At 64.1% G+C, this 15,633-nt stretch carries 15 protein-coding genes; 9 read left to right on the forward strand and 6 right to left on the reverse strand.

Annotated features, from left to right (window positions below; translation table 11 throughout):
* The first annotated feature begins 7 nt into the window (after positions 1-7).
* On the forward strand, positions 8-871 hold the full coding sequence (locus NKI15_RS28085; protein WP_023704250.1) for a phosphoenolpyruvate hydrolase family protein: 864 nt from the start codon (positions 8-10) through the stop codon (positions 869-871).
* Complete coding sequence (locus NKI15_RS28090) at positions 868-1,284, forward strand: cupin domain-containing protein (RefSeq protein ID WP_023669853.1); 417 nt, start codon at positions 868-870, stop codon at positions 1,282-1,284. Before NKI15_RS28085 ends, NKI15_RS28090 begins: the two co-directional genes overlap by 4 nt.
* A 170-nt stretch (positions 1,285-1,454) precedes the next feature.
* Here NKI15_RS28090 and NKI15_RS28095 read toward each other — a convergent pair whose 3' ends face one another.
* A complete protein-coding gene (locus NKI15_RS28095; RefSeq protein ID WP_023704251.1) occupies positions 1,455-2,645 on the reverse strand; it encodes a M24 family metallopeptidase in 1,191 nt (396 codons plus the stop codon).
* A 363-nt stretch (positions 2,646-3,008) separates the two neighbouring features.
* Here NKI15_RS28095 and NKI15_RS28100 point away from each other — a divergent pair, with 363 nt between their 5' ends.
* The 6 genes from NKI15_RS28100 to NKI15_RS28125 all read left to right on the forward strand — a co-directional run bounded on the left by NKI15_RS28100 (position 3,009) and on the right by NKI15_RS28125 (position 8,983).
* Entirely contained in the window at positions 3,009-4,613 is a 1,605-nt protein-coding gene (locus NKI15_RS28100) for an ABC transporter substrate-binding protein (protein WP_023704252.1), read from the forward strand.
* Positions 4,614-4,883: 270 nt separating this feature from the next.
* Positions 4,884-5,870 carry an ABC transporter permease gene (locus NKI15_RS28105; protein ID WP_023750075.1) on the forward strand — a complete coding sequence of 329 codons (987 nt, stop codon included), beginning with the start codon at positions 4,884-4,886 and terminating at the stop codon, positions 5,868-5,870.
* Complete coding sequence (locus NKI15_RS28110) at positions 5,867-6,697, forward strand: ABC transporter permease (RefSeq protein WP_023704254.1); 831 nt, start codon at positions 5,867-5,869, stop codon at positions 6,695-6,697. Before NKI15_RS28105 ends, NKI15_RS28110 begins: the two co-directional genes overlap by 4 nt.
* The gene (locus NKI15_RS28115; RefSeq protein WP_352514963.1) at positions 6,694-7,695 is read left to right on the forward strand and encodes an ABC transporter ATP-binding protein; all 1,002 of its coding nucleotides are present in this window, start codon (positions 6,694-6,696) and stop codon (positions 7,693-7,695) included. Before NKI15_RS28110 ends, NKI15_RS28115 begins: the two co-directional genes overlap by 4 nt.
* Complete coding sequence (locus tag NKI15_RS28120) at positions 7,692-8,477, forward strand: ATP-binding cassette domain-containing protein (protein WP_352514962.1); 786 nt, start codon at positions 7,692-7,694, stop codon at positions 8,475-8,477. Before NKI15_RS28115 ends, NKI15_RS28120 begins: the two co-directional genes overlap by 4 nt.
* Positions 8,474-8,983, forward strand: a complete 510-nt coding sequence (locus NKI15_RS28125) for an L-2-amino-thiazoline-4-carboxylic acid hydrolase (protein WP_352514961.1) — start codon at positions 8,474-8,476, stop codon at positions 8,981-8,983. The genes NKI15_RS28120 and NKI15_RS28125 overlap by 4 nt, the downstream gene beginning before the upstream one ends.
* 10 nt (positions 8,984-8,993) lie before the next feature.
* Here NKI15_RS28125 and NKI15_RS28130 read toward each other — a convergent pair whose 3' ends face one another.
* Genes NKI15_RS28130 through NKI15_RS28150 form a run of 5 tightly spaced genes read right to left on the reverse strand, consistent with a single transcriptional unit; the run spans position 8,994 to position 14,031 of the window.
* Positions 8,994-9,776, reverse strand: a complete 783-nt coding sequence (locus NKI15_RS28130) for a DeoR/GlpR family DNA-binding transcription regulator (protein WP_023686645.1) — start codon at positions 9,774-9,776, stop codon at positions 8,994-8,996.
* Positions 9,777-9,778: 2 nt separating this feature from the next.
* Entirely contained in the window at positions 9,779-10,582 is an 804-nt protein-coding gene (locus tag NKI15_RS28135; protein ID WP_023692036.1) for an HAD-IIB family hydrolase, read from the reverse strand.
* Between the two features lie 7 nt (positions 10,583-10,589).
* A complete protein-coding gene (locus NKI15_RS28140) occupies positions 10,590-11,882 on the reverse strand; it encodes an iron-containing alcohol dehydrogenase (protein ID WP_352887622.1) in 1,293 nt (430 codons plus the stop codon).
* A gap of 14 nt (positions 11,883-11,896) precedes the next feature.
* The gene (locus NKI15_RS28145) at positions 11,897-13,354 is read right to left on the reverse strand and encodes a xylulokinase (RefSeq protein WP_352514959.1); all 1,458 of its coding nucleotides are present in this window, start codon (positions 13,352-13,354) and stop codon (positions 11,897-11,899) included.
* Positions 13,354-14,031, reverse strand: coding sequence for a beta/alpha barrel domain-containing protein (locus NKI15_RS28150; protein ID WP_352514958.1), 678 nt, complete (start codon positions 14,029-14,031; stop codon positions 13,354-13,356). The genes NKI15_RS28145 and NKI15_RS28150 overlap by 1 nt, the downstream gene beginning before the upstream one ends.
* A 161-nt stretch (positions 14,032-14,192) precedes the next feature.
* Between NKI15_RS28150 and NKI15_RS28155 the strand changes: the two genes are divergently transcribed.
* Positions 14,193-15,581: an ABC transporter substrate-binding protein gene (locus tag NKI15_RS28155; protein WP_352887626.1), complete on the forward strand. Its 1,389-nt coding sequence runs from the start codon at positions 14,193-14,195 to the stop codon at positions 15,579-15,581.
* The last annotated feature ends 52 nt before the right edge of the window (positions 15,582-15,633 follow it).

The following is a 15,633-nucleotide window of genomic DNA, read 5'->3' on the forward strand; positions in this document are numbered from 1 at the left end:
CCAACAAATGCCCGCAATACCGCGCAAGGACATATTGAAGAAGTTCAAGGCGATGATCGCCGACGGCGTGCCCATCGTTGGGGGCGGCGCCGGCACTGGCCTGTCGGCCAAGGCCGAGGAAGCCGGCGGCATCGACCTCATCATCATCTACAATTCCGGCCGCTATCGCATGGCCGGGCGCGGCTCGGCTGCGGGCCTGCTCGCCTATGGCAACGCCAACGAGATCGTCAAGGAAATGGCCTATGAGGTGCTGCCGGTGGTCAAAAAGACGCCGGTGCTGGCCGGTGTCAACGGCACCGATCCGTTCGTCATCATGCCGCTGCTGCTTGCCGAGCTGAAGACGATGGGCTTTTCCGGCGTGCAGAATTTCCCGACCATCGGCCTGTTCGATGGCAGCATGCGCCAGAGTTTTGAGGAAACCGGCATGGGCTTCGGGCTGGAGGTCGACATGATCGCCGAGGCGCACAAGCTCGATCTTCTGACCACGCCCTATGTCTTCAACCCCGACGAGGCGCGCGCCATGACAAAAGCCGGCGCCGACATCGTCGTTGCCCATATGGGGGTGACGACCGGCGGCTCGATCGGAGCCACGTCGGCCAAGTCGCTCGACGACTGCGTGGTCGAGATCGACGTCATCGCCAACGCGGCGCGCTCGGTGCGCAAGGATGTCATCCTGCTTTGCCATGGCGGGCCGATCTCGATGCCGGATGATGCCCGCTACATCCTCGACCGCTGCAAGGGCCTGCACGGCTTTTATGGCGCGAGTTCGATGGAACGGCTGCCGGCTGAAGCCGCGATCGCCAGGCAGACGGCGGATTTCAAGGCCGTCATGCTGCACGACCAGAAGAAAAAGAAGGGGATGAGATCATGACCGACAAGAGCAAGGTATTCGTATACCCGAAGGACGTGAGCGCCTTCGGCTTTGACTGGGGCAAGCTGTCGCTGACGGTGGCGCCTGAAGTGAATGGCGCTGAGCGCTTTTCCGGCGGTGTCGTCGACCTGCCCTCAGGCAAGGGACACACGCGCCACAACCATCCCGGCGCGGAAGAGATCATCTTCGTTATTTCGGGCAATGGCGAGCAGATGGTCGAGGACGAGGAGGGCAATCCGGTCGTCGCCAAGGTCGGCCCCGGCTGCACCATCTATGTGCCGGAAAGCCGTTTCCATTCGACGCTGAACACGGGCGATGGGCCGATGCAGCTCTTCGTTGTCTATTCGCCGGCTGGACCCGAACTGGTGCTGCGGGAGCTGCCGGATTTCAGGCTGATCCCGGCGGGGAAGTAATCGCGAAAGGCCCCCTTCATCCGGCCGCTTCGCGGCCACCTTCTCCCCGAGGGGAGAAGAGGCAGAAGCCAGCGCCGGCGCAAACTCCTCTCCCCTCGGGGAGAGGTCGGATAGCCCCGAATTGCCCTTCGCAATTCGGATGGCAATCCGGGTGAGGGGGTAGCGCCGAGCTAGGCTATCCCACCTCTATTCCACCCCCGCGCCCGATCCCCAAACATCACATATCCCGCATCCGTCACCGCCAACGTGTCCTCCAGCTTGATGAACCCCCGCGTCGGGTGAAGCATGGTCGTCTCCACCGACAGCACCATGTTTGTCTCCAGCGGCTTGGCGGCATAGGTGCCTTCATAGGTCACCGGATGGTTGGTCATCAGGAACGGAGCCTCATGCGTGATCAGGCCCATGCCGTGGGCGAAGAAATCCGTGTAGGGCGCGACCTTGGAGGCCTTCAGCACACCCTCGGCATGCGAAATCATGTCGCCGCCGATGGTGCCCGCCCTCACCTTCGAGAACGCCGCCTGCTGCACCGTCTCGACCTCGGCCAATAGATCCTCAAGCTCGGCATCCGGTTCGCCCAGAATGCCCATGCGGCAGAGATCGCCAATATAGCCGTGATAATTGCCGCCGGAATCGATCGACAGCACTTCGCCCTTTTTCCACGCCTGCGGTGACGCCGCGCGGTTGTGGCTGGCGCCCAACGTCAGCAGGCAATATTCGAAATGCGCGCCGCGATTGGTTTCCTCACGCCGCAGCTGCTCGATGATCTCCGCCTTGGTCGTGCCTTCATGCGCCCACCGGATGGTCGCCAACATGGAATCGGTGATCAGCTCGGAGGCGATACGCAGCTTTTCCAGCTCGGCGTCCGTCTTGATGGCGCGCATGCTCTCCAGCATGCCGGTCGCGTCGATCAGCCTGGCATCCGGCAACGCCTTGCGGATCAGCGCATAGGCGTCCGACGGCAGGAAGGCCGGCTCGATGCCGAGGCGGGCGCCGGCCTTGCCGATCTTGCTGATGTGCTCGACCGCAAGATTGGCAGCATCGAGCGTGCCCCAGCAGGCGGCATGCAGCGTCGGCGTCCAGAACGGGCTGTTCTGGTGCTCGGCGCCTTCCATGCGGTTGCCGATATAGGCGGCATGACCGGGCCCGCCCTTTTCATAGAGGACGATAGGCAGGTAACGGCTATGGCCGATCGCATCCATGGCGGCAAAGAAGATGAACTTGTAGCCGCCAAGCAGATACTGCGTGTTGTGCTTGGAGGTCGCGAGCAGAACATCGATGCCGGCCTCTTCCATCAGCCGGTCGACCCTCGCCTGGTCGAACGGGATATTGCTGACGGCGCTCTTGCCCGGGGCAATGTTCATCTTTCTCTCCCTGATATCAGTGGGATCGCCAGCCGTACTGCGTCCAATCCCTTGGCTTCGATCAAATCTGCACCATTTCGTTAACTCTGGTCCAGCCAGAAACAGGTTAGATTGCTTCGGCAGGCTGTCACCACTCGTCATTGCTGCACACTAAGGCAATCTGGTCCTACCGGAATACCAGAATGAAAGGGCCACCTCTAAAACTGGTCCAGAGGACGAAAATTTCAAAGCCAAGCAAAGATGCGCCAATTCCGTCTCTGGCGAAACCCTTGGCAAGGGCCATAATCGCCGCGAGGATGCTGGCGGGTGCCGCTAGCTTCGAGGGGTGCGCCCATCTGGTCGCGGAGAGGACGGAGGTTGATCATGTCGGATATTTCCAGACGCACGCTGCTAGGCGGCTCAGTTTTACTGCTGGCCTCCACCGCCATGCCCACATTCAGCTGGGCGCAGACGCCGAAGAAGGGCGGCCGCCTCGTGCTTGCCGCCGATTCCGAGCCGCGCAACCTCAATCCCGCCATCGTCGCCTCCAACGGCGTCTTCTTCATCTCCAGCAAGATCGTCGAAACGCTGGCCGAAGCCTCGTTCGAAGGCAAGGACGGACTGGAACCCCGTCTTGCGCTCTCCTGGGAAGGTGCCGCCGACGGGCTGTCGGTGACCTTCAAACTGCGCGACGGCGTCAAGTGGCATGACGGCGAGCCGTTCACCTCGGCCGACGTCGCCTTCTCCGCGCTGCAGATCTGGAAGCCGCTGCAAAATCTCGGCCGCACCGTGTTCAAGGATCTGGCCAGCGTCGACATCCCTGACGATCTGACCGCCGTCTTCAAATTCGCCAAGCCAACGCCGTTCCAGCTGATCCGCAACGCGCTGCCGGCGCTGTCAAGCGTGGTGCCGAAGCACATCTACGAGGTCGGCAAGATCGAGGACAACCCGGCCAACAATGCACCCATCGGCACCGGGCCGTTCAAGTTCGGCGAATACAAGGCCGGCCAGTATTACAAGCTGACCAGGAATGCGGATTACTGGGCCAAGGACGAGCCGTATCTCGACGAGATCATCTACCAGGTGCTGCCCGACCGCACGTCGGCTGCAGCGGCGCTCGAGGCCGAAGAGATCCAGCTCGCCGCCTTCTCCGCCGTGCCCCTGGCCGACCTCGACCGCATCTCCAAGGTGCCGGGCCTGAAGGTGATCTCCAAGGGCTATGAGGGGCTGACCTATCAGCTCGTCGTCGAGATCAATCATCGCCGCCAGGAACTGGCCGACGTGAAGGTCCGCCAGGCGATCGCGCATGCCATCGACAAGGACTTCGTCGTCAAGACGGTGTTCCTCGGCTATGCCGCCACCGCCACCGGCCCGGTGCCGAAGAACGATCCGCAATTCTACACTGCCGACGTGCCGATCTATCCATTCGACGTCGCCAAGGCCAACTCCTTGCTCGACGACGCGGGGTACAAGCGCGCCGATGACGGCAAGCGTTTTGCGCTGAAACTCCTGCCGGCACCCTATTTCAACGAGACCAAGCAGTTCGGCGACTATCTGCGCCAGGCGCTGGCGGCAATCGGCATCGACGCCGTGATCGTCAACAACGACTCGGCCGCGCACATCAAGGCCGTCTACACCGACCACGCCTTCGACCTCGCCGTCGGCCCGCCGGTGTTCCGCGGCGACCCGGCGATCTCGACCACCATCCTGGTGCAGAGCGGCATTCCCAACGGCGTGCCGTTCTCCAACCAGGGCGGCTACAAGAACGCCGCGCTCGACGCGCTGATCGCCAAGGCTTCGGAGACGCTGGATACGTCAGCGCGCACCGACCTCTACAAGGAATTCCAGAAACAGGTCGCGGCGGACCTGCCGCTGATCAACGTCGCCGAATGGAGCTTCATCAGCGTCGCGCGCGATACCGTGGGCAACATCGCCAACAACCCGCGATGGGCGGTTTCGAACTGGGCGGACACGTATCTGGAATCGTGACAGTATTTCGCGGATGAAAGTTCGCGAAGAAATTGGTGTGAAGGCATGGCGTAGGGCCGCGTTTCGTCACACCCCCCTCTGTCCTGCCGGACATCTCCCCCGCAAGGGTGGAGATCAGCAGCTTCGCTGTCGCGTACATTCGGCATCGAAGATTGGCGAAGGCAGAGGCGAAATCCAATCTCCCCCCTTGCGGGGGAGATGTCCGGCAGGACAGAGGGGGGTGCCTAGACACCGCACTTCTCCCGACTGGCGCGCCGCCATGCGTCCCCCATGACCCGCGCCCTCACCCTCATCCGCCGTCGCCTCGTCGGCAGCATCTTCGTGCTGCTGATCGTCATCATCGGCACATTCCTCCTCCTGGAAGCCGCCCCCGGTGACGCGGTCGACGCCTACATCGTCTCGACCGGCAGCGACGCCGGCATGATCGAATTGCTGCGTCATAGCTGGGGCCTCGACCAGTCCGAGTTGACCCGGCTCGCGAACTATCTCTGGGCGCTGCTGCATTTCGACCTCGGCCAGTCCGTCACTTTCTCAAGGCCGATCCGCGACGTCATCCTGGAACGCCTGCCGACGACACTGCTCCTGATGGTCACCGCCACCGCGCTCTCCTTCGGGCTCGGCTCGGCGCTCGGCATCTATGCCGGCGCCAGACCCGGCAGCTTTCGCGACCGCTTCCTGTCGATCGGCTCGCTGGCGCTTTATGCCGTGCCGGGTTTCTGGCTTGGCCTGGTGCTGATCGTCGTCTTTGCCGTCGACCTGCGCTGGCTGCCGATCGGCGGCATCGAGAGCCTGGCCTCGGACAAGACCGGTTTTGACCGCGCCATCGACATCGCCGTCCATCTCATCCTGCCGGTTTCCGCGCTCGGCTTCATCTATCTCGCGCTCTATCTGCGCATGATGCGCGCCGGCATGGCCGAGGCGTGGCGGCAGGATTTTGTGCTCGCCGCCCGCGCCAGGGGGTTGTCGCGCCGCCGCATCGTGCTCGCCCATGTCGCCCGCAACGCGCTCTTGCCGCTGGTCACCATGCTCGGCCTGCAATCGGCGCAGATGCTGGGCGGCAGCGTCGTCATCGAAAGCGTCTTTGCCGTGCCCGGCCTCGGCCGGCTGGCGCAGGAAGCGGTCGCCTCGCGCGACACGCCGCTGCTGCTCGGCATCATCCTCACCAGCGCCGTCCTCGTCATTGCCATCAACCTTGCAGTCGACATCGCTTACGCCTTCCTCGATCCGCGCGTCGGTGCCAGCGAGGCCAGCGCGTGAGCGCGCTGCCGCGGTTCCTGCGCCGGCCGGAAGCGGTCGCCGGCGCGATGATCCTGGCGCTTCTGTTCGCCATGGCGCTGTTTGCGTCGCTGCTCTTCCCCGGCGACCCGCAGGCCATTGCCGGACCAGCACTGCTGCCGCCGTTCCAGGACTGGTCGCTGCCGCTCGGCACCGACCGGCTCGGCCGTGACGTGCTGGCCGAACTGTTCCACGGCGCCCGCACCTCGCTGGCGGTCGGCCTGGCGGCGGCAGCGGCGGCACTCTTCATCGGCGCGGTCGTCGGCACGCTGGCCGGCTTTGCCGGCGGCCTTGTCGACGAGGGGCTGATGCGCATCACCGATGCCTTCCAGACCGTGCCGAGTTTTCTCCTGGCGCTGGCCTTCGTCAGCGTCGTCGGGCCGTCGCTCGGCGTCGTCGTCACGGCAATAGCGCTTGGCGCCTGGACCGGGCCGGCGCGTGTAGCGCGCGCCGAAGTGCTGTCGATCCGCGAGCGCGATTACGTCGCCGGCGCCCGCGTCATCGGCATGCACCCGCTTGAGATCGCTTTTCGCGAGGTGTTGCCCAACGCGTTGCCGCCGGTGCTGGCCTTGTCCTCGGTGATCGTGGCGGCCGCGATCCTCACCGAGGCGGCGCTGTCCTTCCTTGGTCTCGGCGACCCCAATCGCGTTACCTGGGGCGGCATGATTGCCGAGGGCCGCACTGTGCTGCGAACCGCGCCCTTTCTGTCGATCGCTCCGGGCATTGCCCTGGTGCTGACCGTGCTCGGCGTCTATCTCGCCGGCGAAGGCGTGGTCGAAACGACGGCGGTGCGGAGGAGCCTGTCATGACCGCACTGGCTGAGGTACGCGACCTGTCGGTGCGCTATCGGCGGGACGGGGGCGAAGTGACGGCACTGAAGGGGGTCAGCCTGGATGTTATTGCCGGCGAGCGGCTGGCGATTATCGGCGAAAGCGGGTCGGGGAAGAGCACGCTGGCGCTGGCGGTGGCTGGACTGCTGCCGGCGAGCGCCAAGATTGAAGGGCATTTCAAGTGGCAATTTCAGGCGCCGCGATCCTTCCCACCCCCCTCTGTCCTGCCGGACATCTCCCCCGCAAGGGGGGAGATCAGCAGCTTTGCCGACGGCTTCCCTTCTGCAACGTTCGTGGTTGGCGAAGGCGGAGATGAGAGAGCAATCTCCCCCCTTGCGGGGGAGATGTCCGGCAGGACAGAGGGGGGTGTGACGGAACGCCGACCTCTCAAATTAACCGAGCCCAGCACGCTCCCCCTTCCCGGCCGCGACATTGGTTTCGTCTTCCAGGACCCCTCCGCCAGCCTCGACCCCGTCATGGCCGTCGGCAAACAGATCGCCGAAGTCGCCCGCACCCACCTCGGCCTCGACTGGCCACAAGCTTACGCCAAAGCCAAAACCCTGCTCCAACGTGTCCGGTTGCCCGACCCACAAACCGCCATGCGTGCTTTCCCGCACCAGCTCTCCGGCGGCCAGAAGCAGCGCGTTGCTGTTGCCGCGGCCATTGCAGCCGGTCCGAAACTGCTGATCGCCGACGAGGCGACCAGCGCGCTGGACACCATTGTGCAAGCCGAAATCGTCAGCCTCATTCGGCAACTGGTGGCGGAGGACGGCATGACGCTGCTGTTCATCAGCCACGACATCGCGCTGGCCGCCGAACTCGCAGAGCGTATCGCTGTATTCCGGAACGCCGAACTGATCGAACTCGGCCCGACGGAGCAAATCATAAACGCCCCGCGCCATGCCTATACGCGAACGCTGCTCGACGCCCATCTCGGCCTCGACGCCGATCCGCTGCTACGACGGGCGCCGGCATGAACTTGCTCACCGTCTCCGGTCTTACCAAGCGATACCGTCGTGGCGGCAAGGCCATCGCGGCCGTCGACGGTGTCTCCTTCGCCATCGAACCCGGCGAGACGCTGGCGCTGGCCGGGCCCTCCGGCAGCGGCAAGTCGACGATCGCGCGGCTGGTGCTTAGGTTGATCGAGCCCGACGCTGGCACCGTCCAGTTCGACGGCGATGACTTTCTGCTCTTGAAGGGTGCGGCCCTGCGCACCAAGCGCGCGCGCCTGCAAATGGTTTTCCAGGATCCGCTCGCCGCGTTCAACCCGCGCGCCACGGTGGCTCGCGTGCTTGACGATCCCTTGCGCATCCATGCCATCGCTTCCCGCGCCGAGAGGCCGGCCCGCATTGCTGCCTTGCTGGAGCGCGTCGGGCTGGCAGCCGATCTCGCCTCGCGCGCCATTCACGAAATCTCCGGCGGCCAGCGCCAGCGCGTCGCCATCGCCCGAGCCATCGCGACCAAACCGTCGCTGATCGTGCTCGACGAAGCGGTGTCGGCGCTCGACGTTTCGGTGCGCGGACAGATCCTCGAGCTGCTGCTCGACCTGCAGGTCAGGGAACGGATCGCCTATCTCTTTATTTCCCATGACCTCGGCGTGGTGCGGGCCATCGCCCACCGCGTCGTTCTTCTCGACGCCGGGCGGATCGCCGAGAGCGGCGACGCCCGCAACGTTATCGACGCGCCGCAGTCGGCAATTGGCAAGGCGCTGGTTGCGGCGGCGCCAAGATTGGACAGAAGCAGCAGGCAAGTACCATGACCGAACCAGAAGCCAGAGCCGAAAAACTCTCGCGCGAACTCGATTCCGCCTTCCGTAACCGCGCCGATCTCTACCGTCTGTTTCTCGACGAGCTGACCGGCGAACTCGGCGCGGAAAAGGCCGAGGCGATCATGATCCGCATCATCGAGCAGCGCGGCAAGGAGGTGGCGGCGGCCGCCTTCGCCCGTTTCGGACCTAACGACGCGCCGGCCATCGGCGAGGCATTTTTGGCCGTCAGCCCGGATGGCGGCCTGATGTATCCGACGGATGTCGAGCGCGGGCCGGACCACATCGCCTTCAAGGTGAAGCGTTGTCCGCTGAAGGACGCCTGGGTCGAGGCCGGTGTCGGTGATGAAAAACTCGCCACGCTCTGCCGCATCGCCGGCGCTTTCGACCGTGGTCTGTTCAAGGCAACGGGCGTGCGCTTCGACAATGTCACCTGGACGCCGGGCCACGGCCCCGGCTGCTGCCACATCGCGCTGACCAACCGGGATGCCGCCGGATAGCCAATGCTGATCAGTCGGCGGCAAACACATGCAGCTCCGTGCCCGCCTGTTCGGCAGCAGTGCGCAGGTCGGCCTTCGGTTCGCTGTCGGTGACGATATCGGCAATGTCATCGAGCCCGCAGATGCGTTCCAGACTGCTGCGGCCAAACTTGTCGTGGGTCACCACCAGCACCGTCGACAGTGAACGCGATATCATTGCGCGTTTAACGGCTGCGGCGCCCGAGATCATGTCGCTCGGACCATCGGCGCTTATCCCCGATGCCCCGATAATGGCGACGTCGGCATTGTAGCGGCGCAGGAACTCGACGGTGTCTTCGCCAAGCACGCTGCCTTCGCGGCTGTCATAGGTCCCGGGGCAAAGCAGCACGCGGAAGGTCGGATTGGCGCCGGCCACCGAGGCCACGCCGGTGGAATTGGTGATGATGGTCAGGTCGCGCTTCAGCTGCGAAAGGTTGCGCGCCACCTCATAAGTGGTCGAACCGCCATCGATCATCACGATCTGGCCCTTCTGGACCAGGCCCGCTGCGCCGCGGCCGATGCGGGCGCGCTCCTCGACCAGGGTCAGGCCGCGCTCCGAAATCACCGGCTCTGATGTCACCAGCGAGATCGTCGCACCGCCATAGGTGCGGTTGATCAGCCCGGCATCGCCGAGTTCGATAAGATCGCGGCGGATGGTCTCGCCGGCGACGCCGATGCGCCGTGCAAGTTTGGAGATGCGGATGGACGCCGACCGGCGCACTTCCGAAAGGATAAGCGCGTGCCGCTCCTTCTTCGTCAGTCGGCCCTGATCCATGATTATTCCATTCCCTTTGCAGCAATCAGTGCGTCGGCAAGCTCGGCAAACCCTTGCGCGCCGCGCCCGCTTGTGACGAAGGCAGGAGATGCCGGAAGTTCGCCGGCGAAGTCCAGCACATTAGCGACACCGACGCTGTTGGGGAAGAAGCCGAACATTGGCGCATCGTTTGGACTATCGCCGACGAAGACAATGCTGTCCTTGTCGTGGTCTATGTCTATACCAAAACAGTCGCGCAAGAATAGCCGGCTTGTTGACAGTTTGTCGTATTTGCCGAACCAGCCATTGACATGGATGGACGAGATTTTCGCCGCCGCTCCATAGCGCTGAAAGATAGCGACGATCTTCAGCACTTCAGATTTGGGCAGCGGCGCGACATCCTCGCGAAAATCGATCGCCAAATCGGCTTCGCGATAGGCCTGGTCAGCGGCGACCGCCGCACCCGGAATTTCCGCGAGCACGGCGCGTTCGATCTCGCGCAGGCGCGCCGCGTCAGCCTGCCTTTCGCCGGCACTCCTGGCATAGTGACGAACGATGCGCTTGGCAGTGCCGTCATAGCGGAAATAGAAAGCGCCGTTCTCGCCGATCACGCCATCGACCGGCCATTGCCGCGCGATCAGGTCGCACCAGCCGGCAGGGCGGCCGGTCACCGGCGCGACAAGGAAGCCGGCCTGCTTCAGCCGCTCGAGCGCCGCATAGGCTTTTGCCGGCAGCCGTCCCTTGTCGGTCAAGGTGTCGTCGATATCGGTCAGAACGACGGCGATGTTGCGCCGGTCTAGCGCGGTGAAGTCGGCAAGCGGACGCAGCACCCGCTCAGGCTCCCGCCGCAACCGTTTCGAGCGAGGCAGCCGCGACGTCGAGCATGGTGAACCTGTCGCGGATCAGCCGGGCATTGGCGACCGCCTCGTCGTAGAAGCCAGCCGGTATGGCAACCTCCTGCGGCGTGGTCGGCGCGCCGGCGGCGCGCAGTGCTGCCGCGATCTCGCGCGCCGGGCGTGCCACCCGCACCAGCCTTTCACGATGCGAGCGCCATTGCTTGGCCAGCATGGTGTTGAGGGCGTTTGCCCGTTCGCGGTCCAGCAGCTTGGGCTTGAATGCCGCCCAGCAGGAACGTCCGAGCGTTTCGCCGAAGATTTCGATGAAGCGGTCTGGCGTATCGGCGGACGGCGCGAGCTGCAGCTCCCGCAGCGCCAGCACGCGTTCCTGCAGCCGCGCCATCGTCAACGTCGTCACCGCTATGTGCTCGCCGTGATGCGCCTCGGGCAATCCCTGGCCCCGCATGTCGATATAGTGGGCGATGAGATGTTCGCCCTGACTGGCCGGATAGGAGCCGCCGCACAAAGTCATGCCAAGGCCTGACATGACCAGCGTGCGCACCAGCACTTCCATCGCCTCAAGGTCGCCGGTCCCGAGTTCGCCGGCTTTGGCGATAAGCGCCTCCTCGTCCTCGGCCAGAAGCATGAACGGCGCCTCCCGGTAGGGCGTGCCGAGCAACAGATGCGCCATCAGCCAATCGGTCTGCGCGGTCGACCGCGCCATCGAATCGCCGAAGCCGGCAGCGATCAGCCGGTGCGGCGCTCGCGCCATGACATCGAGATCGAGGAAGACACCGACCGGCAGGCTCGCCGTTAGCGATTTCTTCAGGCCGTCCTCTGTGATTGCCGCAGACACCGAGGTGTAGCCGTTCATCGACGGCGCGGTGCCGAACACCGCATAGGGCTTTTGGGTCAGATGGGCGGCATATTTGGTGATGTCATTGATCGAGCCCGATCCGACCGCGACTAGGCCGCTGGCGTCTTTCGTGCGGGCGATCACCGATCGCACGGCGTCCATGTCGGGATGCGGATGGCGCGGCAGGATGATCTTGTCGACATCGCTGGAGCCGCGCAGCGCAATCGACACTCTCTCGCCGAGAGCCAGCCTTGTGTCGGGATCCATGACAACGGCGAGCCTGCGGCCGAGCGGCAGTGGCTCGACCAGCGCATCGGCTTCGTCGCCGAGACCGCGCCCTATGACGATGGTCTTCAGCGGCACCGACAGCATTCCCTGGCTATCCGGGTCAGGCAGCGTGCCGGCAATAAGGCGATCGAGCATTTGTCTGGACATAGGATGCAGTCCGGTCAGTCAGCATGAAGCGGGGTCAGGGCATCGAACAAGGTGCGATACCGGCGGTAACTTCTGTCGTAGGCGGCCTTGGCGGAAGGATCAGGGTCGATCGTCTCGATGTGGCCGGCCAGCCTTTCAGCCGCCTGCTGCACTGAGGAGGTAAGGCCGATGGCTGCGGCGGCAAGGATTGCCGCACCGATCGGCGAGGCATCGGCCGCACCCGCGATCTCGACCGGCCTGCCGCTGACATCGGCACGGATTTGCGCCCATACCTGGCTGCGCGCGCCACCGCCTGAGAGCCGGATGCGATCCGTCGCGATATCGAGATCGTCCAGCCGGTCGACCACGTCCCGCATGGCAAAGGCACAGCCCTCCAGCACGGCACGGGCACAAGCGGCTTTGCCGTGGAAGGATGTCAGGCCGTATAAAGCGGCACGCGCTTCGGCGATCCAGCGCGGCGCCATGGCACCGGACAACGCGGGCAAGAACAGCAAATCGTCGCTGCCGGCAACCACCGTCGCCGCCAGTTCCGACATCGCCGCCGGCGAATCGACGCCGAAGGTTGTTAGAAACCACGTCACCGCGCCGCCCGAGAGCCATCCGGGATTGGAGATGAAATAGCCGTCGCCGAGAAAGCCATGGGTCTCGACCAGGCCGCCGGGGTCGAGGCGAAGCGTGCCGGACACCGCGCCGACCACTTCGGCCGTGCCGAGATTGCAGGCGACGACACCGGGCACGACAACCCCGGCGCCTATGGCGGCCGAAAAATCATCGCCGGTGCCGACCGCCAGCGGCGTGCCCACAGGAAGACCGGTGAGCTCGGCGCCGGCGTGGGTCAAGGCGCCGGCGATCTCAGATGCATCGTCGATGCCGGGCAATTTATCTGCATCGATGTCGAAGGCCGCCAGCAGATCGCCGGCATAATTGTGCTCCTTCAGTCCATAGAGCATGGTCGTCGAGGCCAGCGCGTGATCGATGACGGCACGACCGCACAACGCTGCGACCACGAACGATACCGGTTGATGCCAGAGCGCCACTCGGCGCGCTTCGGGCAGGTTGCGCGCGGCCCAGCGGATTTTCGCCGCCATATGGGTGGCGTCCAGAACGAGACCGGTGCGCTCACGGATGAAGTCCGGGTCGATGCCGGCGATCTCTCCTGCCGCCCGCCGGTCCATCCAGATGATGCACGGAGCCAGCACCTCACCATTGCGATCGACCGCGACGCAGCCGTCGAGCTGGCCGGCAATGGCAATACCCTTGATGTCGGACGGCGCAAGCCCAGCCTTGTCGAGCGCGCCGGCAATGGCCGGCTTGAGCGCCGCCAGCCACAGCGCCGGGTTCTGTTCGGCCCAGCCGGGCGCCGGGAAGGCCGGCTGGTACAACACAGCGGCCTCACCACGCAGCCGCAATTCGTCATCGACAACGATCGCCTTCAGGCTTTGTGTGCCGAGATCGATGCCGATGACTGGCATTAGACACGCTCGCAATCCGCGAGGACATCCCGCAGTTGCGAGAGGATAGAACCTTTCGTCGGCGAATAGGAGCCATCGAAAACCGCTGTGCCAATGGTAAAAGCGTTGGCGCCGGCCAGCTTGATTGCCTTGATCCGATCGGCTGATGCCACAGCGCCGGCGACGATCAGATGCCCCGACGGACCAAGCCCGCGCCGGGCTGCGCGCACCAGTTCGGCCGGGTCGGCCTCGGTGGCGCGATAGGCGAGGATATCGCATCCCGCACAACCCTTCTCGGCGAAGGCGCGGCAGTCGGCCTCGACATCCTCGGCCGAACCGCCGAGCTTGGTCGGATGGCCGACCGGCCGCCCGGGAAAAGGGTAGTATTCGGTGCCGCTCCCCTCCAGCAACGCCATGATCTCGTCGACCTGAGTACCACCGAGCAGGCGCTGGATGCCGAGATCCCTGGCGATGCGCGCGGAATTAAGGCAGGCCTCAGCCGTCGTCGAGACAACTTCCATGTAAGTGGTGGCGCCTGTCCGGGCAATGGCGACAGCGAGCTTGCGCAGCACATCCGGCGCGACGCCAATATCCTTGAAACCGACATGCTTCAGGCCGACCGGCTCGATCAACTCGACGAGGTCGAGACAGTCCTCGACCGTGCGATCGTTACGCGTCAGCATGAAGATGAAGTCCATCCGAAAGGTCCCTCGCCTGGTCGGGAAAGCCGGTTTACCGCCGGTCTGTTAACACCTCCCAACCATTTGTTGCAAGGTGCCACATTTTGATTTGCAGTACCACACATTTTATGACAGAACGGGCGCCGGCCCGACAGGCACGACTTCTAGGGAGAGGAAGAATGCTCAAGCCGCTGAGACGTACCGCGTCCAGACTGCTCATCGCAGCCGTATTCATGTGGCCCCTGACGTGGCGAGTGACACAAGCGGCCGCATGGGATCTGAAAGAGGCGTCGAAGCCCTATAGCGGCCAGACCATCCGCATGGTCGGCGAGGCGCTGCCGCCCCTCGAAGCGCTGAAGAAGATGGCGCCGGAGTTTGAAAAACAGACCGGCATCCATGTCGAAGTCGAGATGTACGAGCACTCGGAAGCCGTCAACAAGGTGCAGCTCGATCTCAACTCGCACCGCGGCCGCTACGACGTCATCATCCAGCCGCATCGCGAACTCGGCAAGTTCGCCACCAACAACCATCTGGTCGAAATCGCCAAGATGATGGCCGACCCGGCTTTGCGCGATCCGAGCTTCGAGCCGGAGAAGCAGCTCTACCAGACCGCCTGGCACGAAATCTCCTGGTATGACGGCAAGGAGTACGGCTTCCCCTTCACAGTGCTCAACATGTTCATGTGGTATCGCTCGGACCTGCTCGCCGATCCCAAGGAGCAGGCAGGCTTCAAGGCCAAGTATGGCAACGACCTCGCTCCCGCCAAGGACTGGAAGCAATACCGCGATATCGCCGAATGGTTCTATCGCCCCGACCAGGGTTTTTACGGCACCGCCCTGCAGGGCAAGCGCCATGAGGCGCTGTGGTATGAGTGGCTCAATTTCCTTTATTCCTTCGGCGGCGACGTGCTCGACGTGAAGAGCGGCTCGGCCTGCGGCCCGGTCATCGTCAACAGCCCCAAGGCCGTCGCCTCGCTCGAATATTACAAGAGCCTGCTGCAATTCTCGCCGCCGGACAGCCTCAACTATTTCTGGGATGATGTCATGGCGCTGATGCAGCAAGCCAAGGTCGCCGAGCTGATTATGTGGAACGACGCAACCTATGCCGTATCGGTCGACACCACGGCCTCCACCGTGGTCGGCAAGGTTGGCTTCGATCTCGTGCCGCAAGGCGACGGCGGCAAGATCGGCCAGGTCGAGGGCTGGACCTATCTGATCCCGGTCTATTCGAAGAACCAGCAGGCCGCCTTCCTCTTCGTCCAGTGGATGATGGGCTATGACCGCCAGCTCGAGCAGCATCTCAATGGCGGCGCCTCGGGCCGGCCCGATGTCTATGCTTCGGCGGAGGTGCAGAAGCTGCCCTATGCCAAGGCTTCGATGGAGGCCAACGAGCATGCGGTGCCGAAGGCGACGCTGCCGCAATCGGCCGAGATGACCGACATACTGGTGCGCGAACTGTCGTCCTACCTCGCCGGCGAAAAGGAGGCGCAGGCCGCCCTCGACACCGCCGCCACCGATATCTCGACATTGCTCGGTTCTTGCGCACCAATGACCTATCCGGCACGATAGGCCTTGAGATGTCGCGCAGAGGCTACCCGCACAAGCGGGTAGCCGTTCTTGT

Source organism: Mesorhizobium sp. M0862 (genome assembly GCF_040319795.1).
In the GTDB taxonomy this organism is placed as follows: domain Bacteria; phylum Pseudomonadota; class Alphaproteobacteria; order Rhizobiales; family Rhizobiaceae; genus Mesorhizobium.